Below are 16727 nucleotides of genomic sequence, written 5' to 3' on the forward strand. Positions count from 1 at the left end.
GCGTTTGGCGGCGAAAATGGCCGTGGTAGGGTTTCAGTCCTTGCGCAGCCGGTCCGATATGGCGATGGGGGAGGGAAAGTTGAAGATCACCAGGTAGCTGGAGAACAGGAAGGTCAGGATGGTGGTGGCCTGAATCACATGGGAGGCTTCCTGGCCAATCAGGGCTGCACTGGTGGCCAGATAGGCGATTAGCAGCGAGAATTCGCTGATTTGACCCAGACGAAAGCCGATCTCCCAGGCCAGTTTCTTGCTTTCGCTGATGCGAATCAGCAGGAAGCGAAAGACCACGGGCTTGAGTGCCAGCACCAGCGCGGTCATGACCAGGGAGGGCACTAGAATGGCATCGACCAGGGCGAGATTGAAACTGGCGCCGATGGAGAAGAAGAACAGAATAAGGAAAAAATCACGCAGCGGTTTCAGGCTGGTGGCGATGTACTGGGAGATGGGGCTGGTGGCCAGGGTGACGCCGGCGACAAAGGCGCCCATCTCGGCCGAGAGGCCTATGGCCTGGGCGAGTTCCGCCATCCCCAGGCACCAGCCCAGGGCGAGCAGAAAGATATATTCGTGGAAGCGGTCAAAGCTTTGCAGCAGGCGCAGCAGCACGTAGCGTACGAACAGGAAGGCCCCGGCGGTCATCAATGGCAGGGCTGCGAGGGTTTTCAGAAAGGCCAGGGCGCCGCTCTGCTCCTCGTTATTGCCGCTGTAAAGCAACAGCAATACCAGAATGGCAATAACGTCTTGCAACAGCAGCAGGCCGACGACCAGCTCGCCCGTATGGCGATGGTGCAAGACGGTGGTGGGCAGCAGCTTGATACCGATGATGGTGCTGGAAAACATCAGTGCCGCGCCTATAATCAGCGCTTCGATCTGACTAAAGCCGAACAGCAGGCTGGCGCCATAGCCAGTGGCCATGAAGATCAGCGAGCTGGCAATTGCCACCAGGGTCGCTTTTTTCAGCATGTGCAACAGATGGCTCGGTTGCATGTCGAGCCCTAAAAGGAAGAGCAGAAAAATGATGCCGATATGGGAGATGTCTGCCAGCAGGGCTGTATCGGTTACCAGGCTGAGGCCGTAGGGCCCGAGCAGAGCGCCAAGCACTATGTAGGCAACCAGCAGCGGTTGGCGGGTATAGAGGGCCAGGGTGGCGAGAATCGCGGCGCCGGTGAATATCAGGAAAAATGAGAATACGAGGCTCTGTTCCGCCATATGGGGGTCCTGTGATGCTGCGCCGCGAGCCAGTGATTCTGGGTGGCCAGTTGGTCCTGAGAGAATAGAGCCGCTGCTGTATTGCTGTAACCTTGAACAGTCGGCGATACCCTGACTCTCGCGGCAGATAGTCGCGCTGTGACGATCGCAAGGCTGCTTTGGCCTGGGTTCAGTGTATCAAACTAGCCGAGCTTTATGTGGGCCCAGTGACGCCGTCGCCAGATGCCGATAAAGACCAGTGACGACAGGCTGCGATGGACCAGTTGGACCAGCCAGATGCCGGTCAGGCCGAAGCCCAGATGAGGGCCGAACAGCCATGCCAATGGCAGATAGAACAGCCACTGCCCTCCCACCGAGACCATCATTACCAGTCGATGCGCGCCGGCACCCAGAAGTGCCTGGGTCAGTACCAGGCTGGCGGCATCCAGGCAGATAGCGAGCCCTGTGATCTGCAGCGGCAGTCGTGCCTGGTCGACAAGCTGCGGGTCCGTGATGAAGAGGGCGAGGATATGTTCGGGTGCCAGCCACATCGGCAGACTGAGCAGGCAGATAATCGCCAGTGCCGTCTTGATGACATCCCAGCCCCATTGCTGCGCTTCACTCGGTTGGTTGCGCCCCAGAGCGTGGCTGACCAGGGAGGTGGACGCCATGCCAAGGCCAACGCCTGGCAGGATCAGGAACAGCGCCAGATTGATCAGGACATGGGCGATGGCCTGCTCCTGGGTGCCAATCTGGCCGATGATCCAGAACAGCACGGCGATGGCGATGGCGAACAGCAGTTGCTGCAGCGAATGGGGTAGCGACAGGCTCAGCACGGTGGCGAGTGCACGGCGGTCACGTTTGGCGCGCAGGAAGCCGTGTTTTCTGGCATCACGCCACACCAGTGCTGCGTTCAGCAGGCAGCCAATTATGAGTGCAATGCAGGTCCCCAGGCCCGCGCCTGCTGCGCCCAGAGTCGGCAGGCCGAGGGCGCCGAAAATAAGGCCGTAGCTCAGAATGACATTAAACAGGTGCATGACCAGCAACAGGCGCAGATGCACCATGGGTCTGTAGGTGCCGTTCCACCAACCGCGCAGGGAGAAGTTAATGCCCACGGCGCTCATGGCAAGGATGCGGTAGTCGAAATAGTCGTTGGCGATGGCCAGTACCGCGCTGTCGCGGCTCATAAGGCCAAGCAGGCTGTCGGAGAAGGTGGCAAACAGCAGGCTCAGGGGCAGGGCTATGGTCAGCGCCAGAATAATGCCTGCATTGACCGGACGGGCCATCTCGGCGCGGCGGCCTTCGCCATGGCGCCGCGCCACCAGGGACTGCACCGCAGAGGACAGGCCTATAATACAGCTGAGGGCAATAAAGTTGGCGTAGCCGGCAATGCCAACGCCCGCCAGCGCAGTTTCCCCGAGACGGCCGACCATGGCGGCGTCCACCAGGTTCAGCAGGCTTTGCGACAGCATGCCGCCGATGATGGGCAGACCCAGTGTCAGAATGGTGCGTACACGTTGCGGTTGGCTCATCGGGCGTGGTTTGCGGGCTGTATGGGCGGTGAAAAAAGAGGCGGCAATTCTAGCAGACTTATGCCCGCGGTGGGGGATGGTCATAATAGCTGATCAATTTACTCGGAATTAGATTGCGTGTATCCTTCGATTTATTAGGCTATCACCTGTCAGTTTGTGAAGTAGGAGTCCAGTAATTCCCATGAATATCACGGTTACCGAAAGTGCTGAAAAATATCTGGCTGATCTGCTGGCAAAGCAGGACGCTGAAGGCATGTCCGTACGGATGTTCGTAACCCAGCCGGGCACGCCTTATGCTGAAACCTGTCTGGCGTATTGCCGTCCTGACGAGGTGATCGCGGATGACGAGCTGCTGGAGCTGACGCTGCTCCGCTTCTATCTGGAACGCAACAGCCTGCCGTACCTTGAAGAAGCCATGATCGATTTCGCCGAAGATCGCATGGGGGGGCAGCTGACCATCAAGGCGCCTAACGCCAAGGTGCCCAAGGTGTCCGCCGACAGCCCGATGGAAGAGCAGATCAACTATATTCTGTATTCCGATGTGAACCCGGGACTGGCCAGCCACGGTGGCGAGGTCAAGCTGGTTGAGCTGGTGGAAGAAGAAAACGGCCATATCGCCGTACTCAAGTTTGGCGGTGGCTGCCAGGGCTGCAGCGCTGTGGACATGACCCTCAAGGACGGCGTCGAGAAAACGCTGCTTGAGCGTGTACCGGGCCTGATCGCCGTGCGTGACGAAACCGATCACAGCAAGACCGACAAAGCCTACTACAAGTAAGCTGCCATCCGGAACGGGGCCCTGCATGTCAGGGCCCCGTTTTTTTTGGCCGTTGTCCTGTCCCTAGACTTGCTGCTATAACGGAGTCTGTCCCTTTGTGCTGTGCTGCAGCAAGCGGGGTTGTGTTCCGTAGCACGCGGGTTTGGCGGCCAGGGGTCGACTCAAGGCCACTGATATGCGGTTTTTTTCAGAGTATTGCTTGTATTTCCATGCTCCAGCCCCATTGATTGGTATTACCATTATTTCCAAGGTTCTCGCATCCGTCAGCGCTCGGGGCGGATGCTCTGCAAAGAGGCATCATCCACATGGATCAGATTGAAGCAAAAGAGGATGCTGTAACCATCGAGCTTCCGGTATTGCCGCTGCGAGACGTCGTTGTCTATCCGCACATGGTCATTCCGCTGTTTGTTGGTCGTGAAAAGTCGATTCAGGCCCTCGAAGCGGCCATGAGCAGCAACAAGGAAATATTGCTGGTTGCACAGAAAAATGCATCTGATGATGAGCCCGTGGCCGAAGGGCTATTCGAGGTCGGCACCGTTGCATCCGTGCTGCAGATGCTCAAATTGCCGGATGGCACCATCAAGGTGCTGGTGGAGGGTGATTACCGCGCCAATATTGAAAGCTTTCACCAGACAGACGACAGCTTTACCGCCCGGGTTTCGGTGCTCAAGGTCGAAGATACCGATCCTGCCGAAGCTGAAATCTACAAGCGCACGGCGCTGGATCAGTTCGAGCGGTTTATTCAGGTCAACAAGAAGATCCCGACCGAAGTGCTGACATCGCTGCAGAATATCGATGATATTGGTCGTCTGGCCGATACTATAGCGGCGCACATGTCGCTCAAGCTGGATGAGAAACAGCACATTCTCGAAATGCTGGATAACCACAAGCGTCTCGAGCATCTGATGGCGCTGATGGAGTCGGAAATTGATCTGGTCGAAGTGGAAAAACGCATCCGTGGCCGGGTCAAGAAGCAGATGGAGAAGAGCCAGCGCGAGTACTACCTGAATGAGCAGATGAAGGCCATTCAGAAAGAACTCGGTGATCTGGATGAGTCCGGCACCAATGATATGGATGAGCTCAAGCGCCGTATCGATGGCGCGGGCATGCCCAAAGAGGCCTACGACAAGACGCTGGGCGAGTATAACAAGCTCAAGATGATGTCGCCGATGTCGGCCGAGGCCACCGTTGTGCGCGGCTATATTGACTGGATGCTGCAGGTTCCCTGGGCCAAGCGCTCCAAGGTGCGGCACGACATGAGACGGGCCGAGAAGATTCTCAACGAGGATCACTACGGTCTGGCGGAAGTGAAGGATCGCATTCTTGAGTACCTGGCTGTGCAGAAGCGCGTGCGCAAGCTCAAGGGGCCAATACTGTGTCTGGTCGGCCCTCCGGGTGTCGGCAAGACGTCCTTGGGGCGTTCCATCGCGCGGGCCACCAACCGTGAGTACGTGCGCATGGCCCTGGGTGGTGTGCGTGACGAAGCCGAGATTCGCGGTCACCGCCGCACCTACATCGGTTCCATGCCGGGCAAGCTGATTCAGAAAATGTGCAAGGTGGGCGTCAAGAACCCGCTGTTCCTGCTGGATGAAGTCGACAAAATGGGCATGGATCAGCGCGGAGATCCGGCGTCGGCGTTGCTGGAAGTGCTGGATCCGGAGCAGAACAGCACCTTCAACGACCATTACATGGAAGTGGACTTTGATCTGTCCGATGTAATGTTCGTCTGCACCTCCAACTCGATGAATATTCCAGGGCCGCTGCTGGACCGCATGGAAATCATCCGCATTCCGGGTTACACCGAGGATGAAAAGCTCAACATCGCTCGCAAGTATCTGGTGAGCAAGCAGCTGGCACAAAATGGTCTCAAGACATCCGAAATTGAAATTTGCGATGAAGCCATCAAACACCTGATTCGCTACTATACTCGCGAAGCCGGCGTGCGAGGCCTGGAGCGCGAGATCGCCAAGATCTGCCGCAAGCTGGTCAAGGAACTGTCCCTGGGGCAGTTCAAGGGCGAGAAGCGGGTCATTGGTGGCGACGAGCTGGAACACTACAGTGGTGTGCGCAGGCACAGCTTTGGCATCGCCGAGGAAGAGGATCAGGTGGGTCATGTGACCGGTCTGGCCTGGACTCAGGTGGGTGGCGAAATTCTCAGCATTGAGGCGGCTGTTGTGGCTGGCAAGGGGCGTCAGGTGACGACCGGCTGTCTGGGCGATGTGATGAAAGAGTCCATTCAGGCGGCGCTGACCGTGGTGCGAAGCCGCGCCCAAAGTCTGGGTATTGCGGCGGACTTCCACGAAAAGAGCGATATCCACATCCATGTTCCGGAAGGCGCCACACCCAAGGATGGCCCCAGTGCGGGCGTTGGCATGTGCACCGCGCTGGTGTCGGTACTGACCGGAATACCGGTGCGGGCGGACGTTGCCATGACCGGTGAAATCACGCTGCGCGGGCAGGTTCTGCCGATTGGCGGGCTCAAGGAAAAACTGCTGGCGGCGCACCGTGGTGGCATTCGCACGGTGATCATTCCGCAGGAAAATGAGCGTGATTTGAAGGAAATACCGGATAACATTAAGGCGGATCTGGAAATAAAAGCCGTTAAATGGATTGACGACGTACTGGATATTGCACTCAAATACCAGCCCAAACCGCGTGAAGATGATCTGAAGGAGCCGGTGGCTTCAGATAAAAAAACGGTGAAGGATGAGTCTGGACAGATAAAGACTCATTAATCGGCAACATCGGCAGAAACCGCGTGGCGTCTGCTTGACAGCCGTTTCTGCCAGTTGGTATAAAGTGCCTGATCGTCTTGCTGGGCATGGACTACGGTACACAAGAACATAACGAATTGGATTCAAGGGGAACATCGTGAATAAGTCTGAACTGATTGATGCTATTGCAGCTTCTGCTGACATTCCGAAAGCAGCTGCTGGCCGTGCATTGGACTCTGCTCTGGAAAGCATCTCTGGCGCTCTGCAAAAAGGTGACTCTGTCGCTCTGGTTGGATTTGGTACCTTCGGTGTCAAAGAGCGCGCAGCGCGCACCGGTCGCAACCCGCAAACCGGTCAGCCGATCGAAATTGCTGCAGCGACTCTGCCGACTTTCAAGCCGGGCAAGGCTCTGAAAGACGCGGTAAACAAGTAAGGATTTGATCGCGAAGGCGGGCTCCGGCAATGGCGAAAGCTCTGCGCAGGCAGGGTTGTGAGCTGGCTGGAACTCCGCTGGAAAATGCTTCGGGTTGTCCTGCGCCATTTTCTGCAGCCCGGATACTGAAGCGGTAAGTTATTTGTTCAGTACTGTTTCTAGCGCAATCAGGTGTAAATATTGTCACCTTTTTTGCTGAAGTATTTTAACGGTGTGAGATTTAGTGCATTAATTGAGTCTTCATCGTACGTATGCAGAATTTGAATGGTTAAATACCGATCAGTCAGATTCTTCATTGCGGGATACGCAGGGGAACAAGCGGTTGTTTTTTGAACAGTCGCTGGTCCGGTTTTGGTGCAGAAATACAAAATGCGTTTTTGTACCAACTAATACAAAAAAGGCGTATTCGATTTGAATGCGCTTTTTTTTTAATCTCGTACATTTGAATTTTTGGATTCAGCATGTTGCAGTCCATCAGGGACAATTCCCAAAGTATCGTTGCTAAAGTAATCGTGGGTCTGATCGTTGTGACCTTCGCCCTGTTCGGTGTGGAGTCGCTCGTCAGTCTGACAACAGGTACCAAGGCGCCGGCGACCGTTAACGGTGAAGAGATCGGTGATCAGGAGCTGTTTCGTGCCGTCGAGTTGCAGCGTCGCCAGCTGCTGGCTCAGATGGGTGCAAATGCTGACCCCGCCGCGCTGGATGACAATCTGATTCGTACCATGGTGCTGGATCGCCTGATTGATGATGCAGTGCTGGTGCAGTCTGCCAATGACCAGGGCATGGCGATTTCACCGCAGATGCTTGATCAGATGATCGTCAGCACCGGTGACTTTCAGCTCGATGGCACCTTTAATCGGGACCAGTTCGAGGCCGTATTGCGCAATGTCGGGCTGACGCCGCTGACCTATAGGGACTACCTGCGCAGGGAAACCCTGATCGAGCAGGAGAAGTCCGGCTATCAGTTGTCTGCTTTTGTCACCGACAACCAGCTGAAGAACCTGCTGGCGCTGGACCGTCAGACCCGTGACATGGCCTGGTTTGAAGTGCCGGCCGCGCCTGTCAGGGCGCAGATTGAGGTGAGCGATGCCGATATAGCTGCGCGCTATGAAGCCCGGCGCGACCTGTATCAGACCGAAGAGCAGGTCAGCATCCGCTATCTGCTGCTGGACAAGGCGAGTCTGCTGGGTGACATCGAGGTCACTGATGCCGAGCTGCAGGGGCAGTATCAGCAGGTGCTGGGGAGCTTCAGTTCTGATGAAGAGCGTGAAGCGGCCCATATCCTGATTGAAGTGTCTGATGATCAGGACGCCTCGGCCGCCGAAGCCAAAGCCCAGGCGCTGAAAAAGCAGCTGGATGAAGGTGCTGATTTCGCGGCTTTGGCGCAGGCCAATTCCGACGATCCAGGCTCCGCGGCCAGCGGTGGTGACCTGGGGCTGAACGCCCGGGGCATGTTTGTTGGTCCTTTTGAAGATGCGCTCTTTGCCATGAAGGACGAAGGTGAGGTGTCAGCGCCGGTACGCACCGAGTTTGGCTATCACCTGATCAAGCTGGGCAAGATAGTCCAGACAGAAGCACCGTCCCTTGATGAAATGAAGGCCGACCTGCGCGAGCAGATTCTGACGCAGAAGGGCGAAAGTCGCTATGTTGAGCAGCTGGAGCGCCTCGCTGACGTCACCTTCTCATCCGGTAACCTGGAAGAGCCTGCCGAGGAGCTGCAGCTGGACATTCAGACCACTGAGCCCTTTGGTCGCACTGGCGGCAGCGATGCCATCAGCGCCAATCCACGGGTGCTGGCGGCGGCTTTTTCTACTGAGCTGATCAATGATGGCGTTAACAGTGCGCCCATCGAACTGGATGCCGGTCGTAGCGTCGTTATTCGCGTGCAGGAACATCTGCGCCCGCGTCAGCAGACGCAGGATGAGGTGGCCGATGTGATCCGTCAGGAGCTGCTGGACGAGAAAGCTGCGGCGCGTATCGATGCTCTGGCGGGCGAGCTGCTGCAGCAGCTGAAGCAGGGGGCGGATATGGCCGAACTGGCTGCGGCTCAGAATCAGACGCTGACCGAGCTTGTCGATGTAAGTCGTGCCAGCCAGGAGCTGGCCACTGAAGTGCGTGCCGAGCTGTTTCGCATGCCGCAGCCGCAGGCCGACACTAGCAGCTATGCCTCGGTGGAGCTGAATAACGGCGGTCGGGCTATCGTGGCGCTCAAGGCAGTAACGGTGCCGGACCTGGATGATGCAGTATCGGCCGATGAACTCAAGGCCATGCGCGCATATCTGGCGGGTCGTCAGGGTCAGCAGGACTATCAGGATCTGGTGCGTACGCTTAAAGGTGCAGCCGAGATCGAGAAAAACTGAGCCGGGCGCCTGTACCGCAGGCGCCTGTTTCTCAGTTGCAGGCAGAGTCCAGGTAAGAGCCTGTCTGCCACTGCCAAAAAGCCACCGGGGTTATCGCCCCGGTGGCTTTTTGGTTTTAGGGATAATTTTCTGTAAAGCGTAATAGGGCTCTGGCCGCAAGCCGTCGTCTCAGCGAAAGGCCGCCTTGAGCAGCTGGCGGGTGTATTCGTGGGCGGGCTGTTCGAAGATGCGTGCAGCAGGGCCCTGTTCGACCACCTTGCCCTGTTTCATGACCAGCAGCTGGTGGCTGAGGGCACGTACCACGGCCAGGTCGTGGCTGATAAAGATGTAGCTCAGTCGATGACGTCGCTGCAGTTCGCGCAGCAGCTCCACAATCTGTTTTTGCACCGTGCGATCGAGCGCAGACGTCGGTTCATCCAGAATGATCAGCCTGGGTTTGAGTACCAGTGCACGGGCGATAGCGACACGCTGGCGCTGGCCGCCGGAGAATTCGTGGGGATAGCGGTGCCGGCTTGCAGGGTCCAGCCCAACCTCCTGCAGAACATCGATAATCAGCTGCTCGCGGGCCGCCGCGCCATCGCCAATACCATGGACTTCGAGGCCTTCATTGATGATATCGCTGATCGGCATGCGCGGACTCAGGCTGCCATAGGGGTCCTGGAAGACGACCTGCAGCTGGCGACGCAGTGGCTTTATCTGCTTTTGCGCCAGTCCCTGGATGCTCTTGCCCTCAAGAATAATATCGCCCTCGCTGCGGATCAGTCGCAGTATGGCCAGGCCCAGGGTGGTTTTGCCGCTGCCGGACTCGCCGACAACCCCCAGGGTCTGACCGCGGGACAGCTGCAGCGATACACCATCCACGGCCTTGATGTGTTCTGTAACGCGCTGCAGTAGCCCTTTCTTTACAGGGAACCAGATCCGCAGGTTGTCGGTGCTGATGATGTCCTGCGGCTCTGTGGGTGGCTCAGCAGGTGTGCCCGAGGGCTCGGCGTCGAGCAGGCGGCGGGTGTAGGCATGTTCGGGGGCGGCGAACAGCGCCTGGGTGCTGGCTTGCTCGACAATTTCACCCTGGTACATGACACAGACGCGGTGCGCATGGCGGCGCACTATGTTGAGGTCGTGGGTGATCAGCAGGATGGCCATGCCGAGTTGCTGCTGCAGGCGGGCGAGCAGCTCCAGAATCTGTTCCTGAATGGTGACATCGAGCGCCGTGGTGGGCTCGTCGGCGATCAGCAGTTCCGGTTCATTGGCCAGCGCCATGGCAATCATGACGCGCTGGCGCTGGCCGCCGGAGAGTTCGTGGGGGTAGCTGCCAAGGCGTGATGCCGGATCCGGCAGGCCCACCAGGGTCAGCAGTTCCAGGATGCGCCGCCGTGCCTGCATGCCGCTCAGGCCCTTGTGCAGCAGCAGGGTTTCGCCGATCTGCTTTTCCAGTGTGTGCAGCGGGTTGAGAGAGGTCATGGGCTCCTGAAAGATGACCCCGATACGGTCGCCGCGAATCTGTCGCAGCCGCGGCTCGTCGGTCTGCAGCAGGTCTTCGCCCTGGTAGCGGATGCGGCCACTGGGATGGCTGGCGCGCGGGTAGGGTAGCAGGCGCAGTATGGACAGGGCCGTGACGGATTTGCCGGAACCCGATTCCCCCACCAGGGCCAGGGTCTGGCCGCGGGGGATGTTAAAGCTGATGTCACGCACGGCATTGATGGCCTGGCCATCCTGCTCGAAGCGGACCGAAAGATGACTGACCTCGACCAGGGTCTCGTTCATGGCCGCGTTCTCCGCGGGCTGGGCAGGCGGCTGGCGCGCTGGCGGTTTGCGAATGAGTGTACGGTTAAGGCAACGGGTGGCATCACAGCTTGAGTTTCCTTGCATCGAAGGCGTCGCGTACCGCTTCACCGATAAAGATCAGCAGCGTCAGCATGATGGCCAGGGCAAAGAATGCCGTGATGCCAAGCCAGGGCGCATGCAGGTTTGACTTGCCCTGGGCGACCAGTTCGCCAAGGGAGGCGGAACCTGGAGGCAGGCCGAAGCCAAGAAAGTCCAGCGCGGTGAGGGTGACCAGCGAGCCGTTGAAGATAAAGGGCATAAAGGTCAGGGTGGCGACCATGGCGTTGGGCAGAATATGACGGAACATGATCAGCCGGTTGCCCAGGCCCAGTGCCCTAGCGGCGCGGACATATTCCAGGTTGCGGCCGCGCAGAAACTCGGCTCGCACCACATCCACCAGGTTCATCCAGGAAAACAGCAGCATGATGCCCAGCAGCCACCAGAAGTTGGGCTGCACCAGACTCGACAGGATAATCAGCAGGAAGAGCACCGGCAGGCCGGACCAGATCTCGATAAAGCGCTGAAACAGCAGGTCGACCTTGCCGCCGTAATAGCCCTGGATGGCACCGGCGACAACGCCGACCACAGAGCTTGCCAGCGTCAGTACCAGGGCAAAGAGCACCGATACGCGAAAGCCATAGATGACCCGTGCCAGCACGTCGCGGCCCTGATCATCGGTACCCAGCCAGTTATCGGTGCTGGGCGCAGAAGGTGCCGGTACCGACAGGTCGTAGTTGATGGTATCGAAGCTGTAGCGTACCGCTGGCCAGAGGATCCAGCCCTGGCCCTGGTTGTTAATCAGGTCCTGGATATAGGGATCCTTGAAGTCGGCCAGGGTCTCAAACTCGCCGCCAAAGCGGGTTTCGCTGTAATCCTGTGCTACCGGCCAGTACAGCTCGCCCTGGTACTGCACCATCAGTGGCCTGTCATTGGCGATCAGTTCGGCAAACAGGCTGACAAAAAACAGCAGCCCGAAGAGCCAGAGTGACCAGTAGCCGCGCTTGTTGGCGCGAAAGTTATCGAGTCTGCGGCGGTTGATCGGATTGAGTCGCATCATCCCTCCCGACTCTCGAAATCGATCCGTGGATCAACGATCACATAGGTGATATCGCTGATCAGTTTCAGCACCAGACCGATCAGGGTGAAGATATAGAGGGTGCCGAAAATCACCGGGTAGTCGCGGTTGATGACGGCTTCGTACCCCAGCAGGCCCAGGCCATCGAGGGAGAAGATGACCTCGATCAGCATGGAGCCGGTGAAGAATATGCCGATCAGGGCGGCGGGCATGCCGGCAATGATCAGCAGCATGGCGTTGCGAAACACATGGCCATAGAGGACCTGGTTTTCATTCAGGCCCTTGGCCCTGGCGGTCAGCACATACTGCTTGCCGATTTCATCCAGGAAGGAGTTCTTGGTCAGCATGGTAAGCGTTGCAAAGCTGCTGATCACCGATGCCAGTACCGGCAGGGCTATATGCCAGAAGTAGTCGCCGATCTTGCCGAGCAGCGAGAGTTCCTCGAAGTTCGATGAGGTCAGCCCGCGCAGCGGAAACCAGTTGAAATAGGTGCCGCCGGCGAAGACCACGATCAGCAGGATGGCAAAGAGGAAGTTGGGTATGGCGTAGCCGACGATAATGGCGCTGCTGCTCCAGACATCGAAGGGGGTGCCGTCCCGCACCGCCTTCTTGATGCCCAGTGGCACCGAGATCAGGTAGGTCAGCAGGGTCGTCCAGAGCCCGAGGGAGATGGATACCGGCATTTTTTCCATGATCAGGGTCGTGACCGGTTTGTCACTGTAGAAGCTGCGGCCAAAATCGAACACCAGGTAGTTCTGCAGCATTTGCAGAAAGCGCTCATGTACCGGCTTGTCGAAGCCATAGAGCTTTTCGATCTGGGCCACCAGAGCCGGATCCATGCCCTGGGCACCGCGGTAGCTGCTGTCACCGTTGCTGTTCTGAATGATATCGCTCTGCACGGCACTGCCAATGCGACCGGTGGCTTCGACATTGAGCCCCTCAAGCTGCGCCAGGGTTTGCTCTACCGGGCCGCCGGGGGCGGCCTGGATAATGAAGAAATTGATGGTCAGGATGCCGAGCAGCGTTGGAATAATCAGCAGCAGGCGCCGCAGTATATAAGCTGCCATCAGTGTGCGGACGCCGCAGTGTCAGTCGGCAATGCCCACCAGGTGTCGGTGCCAAGGCTGTAGGCGGGGCGTACCTTGGGCATGCCAAAACGGTCCCAGTAGGCGATGCGATAGGTGGCGATATGGAACTGCGGTATGACGTAGTGATTCCACTGCAGTACGCGGTCAAGGGCGCGGGCGGCGGTGACAAGACTGGCACGATCCGGTGCTGCGATCAGGGTATCCACCAGGCTGTCGACGGCGGGGTTCTTGATGCCCACCAAATTGCGGGTGCCGGGCATGTCGGCCAGCTCCGAATGCCAGAAATCGCGCTGCTCGTTGCCGGGTGAGCTGGATTGCGGGAAGGAGCCCACCACCATGTCGAAGTCGAAGCTGCGCAGCCGGTTGATGTACTGCGACACATCGATGATGCGGATATCCACCTCCACGCCCATGCGCTCGAGGTTGCGAATCATCGGTGCTATGACGCGCTCAAACTCTTTTTGAACCAGCAGGATCTCGAAGCGAAATGGCTCGCCGGTCTTGCTGTTCACCAGCTTGTTGTCCTTGAACTCCCAGCCGGCGCTTTGCAACAGGCGCATGCCCTGGCGCAGTTCACCGCGGATATTGCCGCTGCCATCGGTGCTGGGCGCGCGGTAGACCTTGCTGAAAACCTCAGGTGGCACCTGGTCGCGCAGCGGCTCCAGCAGTGCCAGTTCCTCGGGTCCTGGCAGCTCGGTTGCGGCCATTTCAGAGTTGGAGAAAAAGCTGTGAGTACGGGTATAGGCATTGTAGAAAATATTGCGGTTGGTCCACTCGAAATCAAACGCATAGCCGAGGGCTTCACGTACCCGGGGGTCGGCGAACTTGTCGCGTCTGGTGTTGAAGATAAAGGCCTGCATGCCGGTGGGATTGCCATTGCTCAGTTCCTGTTTCAGGATGCGGCCATCGTCGAATGCGGGACCCGTGTAGGCGGTAGCCCACTCCTTGGAAGAGGTTTCAAGGCGAAAATCATATTCGCCGGCCTTGAAGGCTTCCAGCGCGACTGTAGCGTCGCGGTAGTAGTCAAAGCGCATCTGGCGAAAGTTATTGTGGCCGCGCCGTACCGGCAAGTCTGCGCCCCAGTAGTCATCGCGCAGGCTGTAGCTGATCGAACGGCCGGCCTCGAAGCTATCGATGCGGTAGGGGCCTGAGCCCACGGGAATATCCAGGGAGGGACTGTCGAAGGCGTGATCCTGCCAGTAGTGTTTGGGCAGAATGCTGGCCTGGCCCACGATCAGTGGCAGTTCGCGGTTGTTTTCGCCCTTGAAGTGGAAGGTCACGGTCTGGGGATTGGGCGCTTCAATGCGGTCTATGCCGGCGTAATAGGCGCCATAAAAGGGGCTGCCTTTGCTGCGCAGTATATCAAAGGTGAAAATGACGTCCTCGGCGGTCACGGGCTCGCCGTCGCTGAAGCGGGCGGCTTCGCGCAGCTTGAAGGTTACCCAGCGGCGGTCCTCCGGCATGATGACCGACTCGGCCAGCAGGCCGTACTGGGAAAAGGGCTCATCAGCGGCCTGATCCATCAGGCTGTCGTACATCAGGTTGGTGCCGGCGGCCACATTGCCCTTGATGATAAAGCTATTGAAGCTGTCAAAGGTGCCCATATCCCACTGTTTCAGGGTACCGCCCTTGGGGGCCTGGGGATTCACGTAGTCGTAGTGGCTGAAGTCGGCCGGATACTTGAGATCGCCGTGCATGGCGATGCCGTGGCTGGGGTGGCTGTCAGCGAGCAGGCTGCTGCTGGCAAAAAGGCAGACATTGATAATTACCGCGCCGAGCAGTCGCAAGGGCAAATGTGTACTGGTCATAGTGCTCCGTCACCTCTGCAAGAATATGACTTGTTATATCAGTCACTTGTCGCTTATGGAACCGTGGATGGGCCTAGAGTAGCGCTATATGACAGGTGAATTGCAGATTTATTCCATCGACAGGTGAAACAGGAGCACTTAAGTGCTCCTGCGGCGGTGTTTGTCGTACCTGGGCGCTGAACAGAATGCAGGAAGCAGGAGGCTGGATGGCAAAACGCCCCGCTGCCGCTGCCTTTTTGATTATAAAAAGCAGTGGCACCGGGGCGCGTTTAACGTCGAGCGTTGGGGTGTCGCCGGTTCAGCTGTCGGTTACGTTGACGAACAGGGTCAGTCGCTGGCCTGGCTGCAGGTAGCTGCGCTGATCCAGCTTGTTCCAGCGTGTCAGGTCCGCGACGCTAACGCTGAAGCGGCTGGCGATATCCGACAGGGAGTCGCCGCTGCGAACGCTGTAGCCCACCTTGCGCAGGGTTTCCCGCCCACTGCTGGCCAGGGTGTTGCCGCTGTTGCTGCTGTCACGCCAGATAACCAGTTCCTTGCCCGTCTTCAGGGGGCTGCGCGGTGTCATCTGATTCCAGCCCGCCAGTTCGCTGACGGAGACCTTGTGACTGCGGGCAATCTTCCAGAAGCTGTCGCCGGCACGGACTTTATAGCTGAGCTGTTCCCGTGCGGCCTGGGCCGAGTCGCTCGGATCATTGCTGGCAACAAGGCTGGCATTGCCAGGTCCCGGTATCAGCAGGGTTTTGCCCGCGGTAATGCGGTTGCCCTTGATTTTGTTGGCGCTGCGGATCGCCGAGGTGCTGATATTAAAGCGTGCGGCTATGGCCGACAGGGAGTCGCCGCGCTGGATGCGGTAGCGGTTCCAGCGTACTCGCTGATCCGCGGGCAGGCTGGCGAGCCTGTTCTCAAAGTCCTCGGCGCTGTCGATCGGTATCAGCAGGCGATGCGGGCCTTCGGGGTCGGTGGCCCAGCGATTGAACCCAGGGTTCAGCAATGCCATTTCTTCGCTGCTGGTGTCGGCCATCTTGGCCGCCTGGGCCAGATCGATCTGGCCTTCTGTTTCGATAATGGCGAAGTAGGGCTCGATGGCCAGTGGCCTCAGGCTGACGCCGTAGCTGTCCGGGGTCTTTACCAGGCTGGCGATGGCCAGCAGCTTGGGGACATAGGCTTCGGTTTCACTGGGCAGGTCGAGGGACCAGAAATCGGTCGGCAGGCCTTTTTTGGTGTTTTTGCGGATGGCCTTGGAAACGGTGCCGCCGCCAGCATTATAGGCCGCCAGGGCCAGCAGCCAGTCGCCATCAAAGCGCTTGTTGAGCTGTTCAAGGTAGGTCAGGGCGGCATCGGTGGAAGCCACAATGTCGCGTCGGCCGTCATACCACCAGCTCTTGCGCAGGCCAAAATGCTTGGCGGTGCCGGGGATGAACTGCCAGGGTCCAGCGGCGCGGCCAGAGGAATAGGCAAAGGGGTCGTAGGCGCTTTCAACCACCGGCAGCAGGGCAAGCTCGGCGGGCAGGCCGCGTTCGATGATTTGCTGCAGGATGTAGTGGTAGTAGCGCTCGGCGCGGTCGGTGACGCGGTCCAGGTAGTCCTGGTGCTTGCTGTAGTACTTTATCTGGGACGCGACGCGGGGGTTGTCGGCTTCGAGGTTGATCTGGAAGTGGTTGCGGCTTAGTTGCCACAGGTCTTCAGGGGGGGCTGTCGTGTCAGCGGGGGTATTGCTACGGGCTTTGCTGCGGCCGATGCTGTCACGACTGCCGGTCGCTCGGTTGTCCCAGGGGCTGGCGTGGGCGCCGGCCTTGCTGTTGGACAACCCGAGTGCATCAGGGCTGCTGTCGGGATTCTGCGTCAGGGCGCTACTACAGCCGGACAGCAGAAGTCCTGCAGCTGTGATGGAGATCCAGTTGCGTGTAAAGGTCATGGGCCAAAATCTGTCTCT

General features: G+C 58.4%; 11 protein-coding genes. 4 read left to right on the top strand and 7 right to left on the bottom strand.

Translation table 11 applies throughout. From position 1 onward, the window contains the following. Nucleotides 1-33: 33 nt before the first annotated feature. A complete protein-coding gene (locus A8C75_RS07880) occupies nt 34-1206 on the bottom strand; it encodes a cation:proton antiporter domain-containing protein (RefSeq protein WP_067380395.1) in 1173 nt (390 codons plus the stop codon). 182 nt (nt 1207-1388) lie between these two features. After that, on the bottom strand, nt 1389-2717 hold the full coding sequence (locus A8C75_RS07885) for an MATE family efflux transporter (protein ID WP_067380398.1): 1329 nt from the start codon (nt 2715-2717) through the stop codon (nt 1389-1391). Between the two features lie 181 nt (nt 2718-2898). Here A8C75_RS07885 and nfuA point away from each other — a divergent pair, with 181 nt between their 5' ends. From nfuA to A8C75_RS07905, 4 genes are all read left to right on the top strand, one after another. After that, nucleotides 2899-3492, top strand: a complete 594-nt coding sequence (gene nfuA, locus A8C75_RS07890; protein WP_067380401.1) for a Fe-S biogenesis protein NfuA — start codon at nt 2899-2901, stop codon at nt 3490-3492. A gap of 305 nt (nt 3493-3797) precedes the next feature. Further along, a complete protein-coding gene (lon, locus tag A8C75_RS07895) occupies nt 3798-6227 on the top strand; it encodes an endopeptidase La (RefSeq protein WP_067380404.1) in 2430 nt (809 codons plus the stop codon). A 136-nt stretch (nt 6228-6363) separates the two neighbouring features. Continuing rightward, a complete protein-coding gene (locus A8C75_RS07900) occupies nt 6364-6639 on the top strand; it encodes an HU family DNA-binding protein (RefSeq protein WP_020679779.1) in 276 nt (91 codons plus the stop codon). Nucleotides 6640-7100: 461 nt separating this feature from the next. Next, the gene (locus A8C75_RS07905; RefSeq protein ID WP_067380407.1) at nt 7101-8999 is read left to right on the top strand and encodes a SurA N-terminal domain-containing protein; all 1899 of its coding nucleotides are present in this window, start codon (nt 7101-7103) and stop codon (nt 8997-8999) included. Between the two features lie 168 nt (nt 9000-9167). Here A8C75_RS07905 and A8C75_RS07910 read toward each other — a convergent pair whose 3' ends face one another. From A8C75_RS07910 to A8C75_RS07930, 5 genes are all read right to left on the bottom strand, one after another. After that, nucleotides 9168-10763: an ABC transporter ATP-binding protein gene (locus A8C75_RS07910; RefSeq protein ID WP_067380410.1), complete on the bottom strand. Its 1596-nt coding sequence runs from the start codon at nt 10761-10763 to the stop codon at nt 9168-9170. Between the two features lie 82 nt (nt 10764-10845). Next, complete coding sequence (locus A8C75_RS07915; protein ID WP_067387086.1) at nt 10846-11877, bottom strand: ABC transporter permease; 1032 nt, start codon at nt 11875-11877, stop codon at nt 10846-10848. Continuing rightward, on the bottom strand, nt 11877-12965 hold the full coding sequence (locus A8C75_RS07920; protein ID WP_067380413.1) for a microcin C ABC transporter permease YejB: 1089 nt from the start codon (nt 12963-12965) through the stop codon (nt 11877-11879). Before A8C75_RS07920 ends, A8C75_RS07915 begins: the two co-directional genes overlap by 1 nt. After that, nucleotides 12965-14794 carry an extracellular solute-binding protein gene (locus A8C75_RS07925; RefSeq protein WP_227819859.1) on the bottom strand — a complete coding sequence of 610 codons (1830 nt, stop codon included), beginning with the start codon at nt 14792-14794 and terminating at the stop codon, nt 12965-12967. Before A8C75_RS07925 ends, A8C75_RS07920 begins: the two co-directional genes overlap by 1 nt. 298 nt (nt 14795-15092) lie before the next feature. Beyond that, nucleotides 15093-16709, bottom strand: a complete 1617-nt coding sequence (locus A8C75_RS07930; protein WP_067380416.1) for a lytic transglycosylase — start codon at nt 16707-16709, stop codon at nt 15093-15095. Between the last annotated feature and the right edge of the window lie 18 nt (nt 16710-16727).

The organism is Marinobacterium aestuarii (assembly GCF_001651805.1).
GTDB classification, from domain to species: Bacteria; Pseudomonadota; Gammaproteobacteria; order Pseudomonadales; family Balneatricaceae; genus Marinobacterium_A; species Marinobacterium_A aestuarii.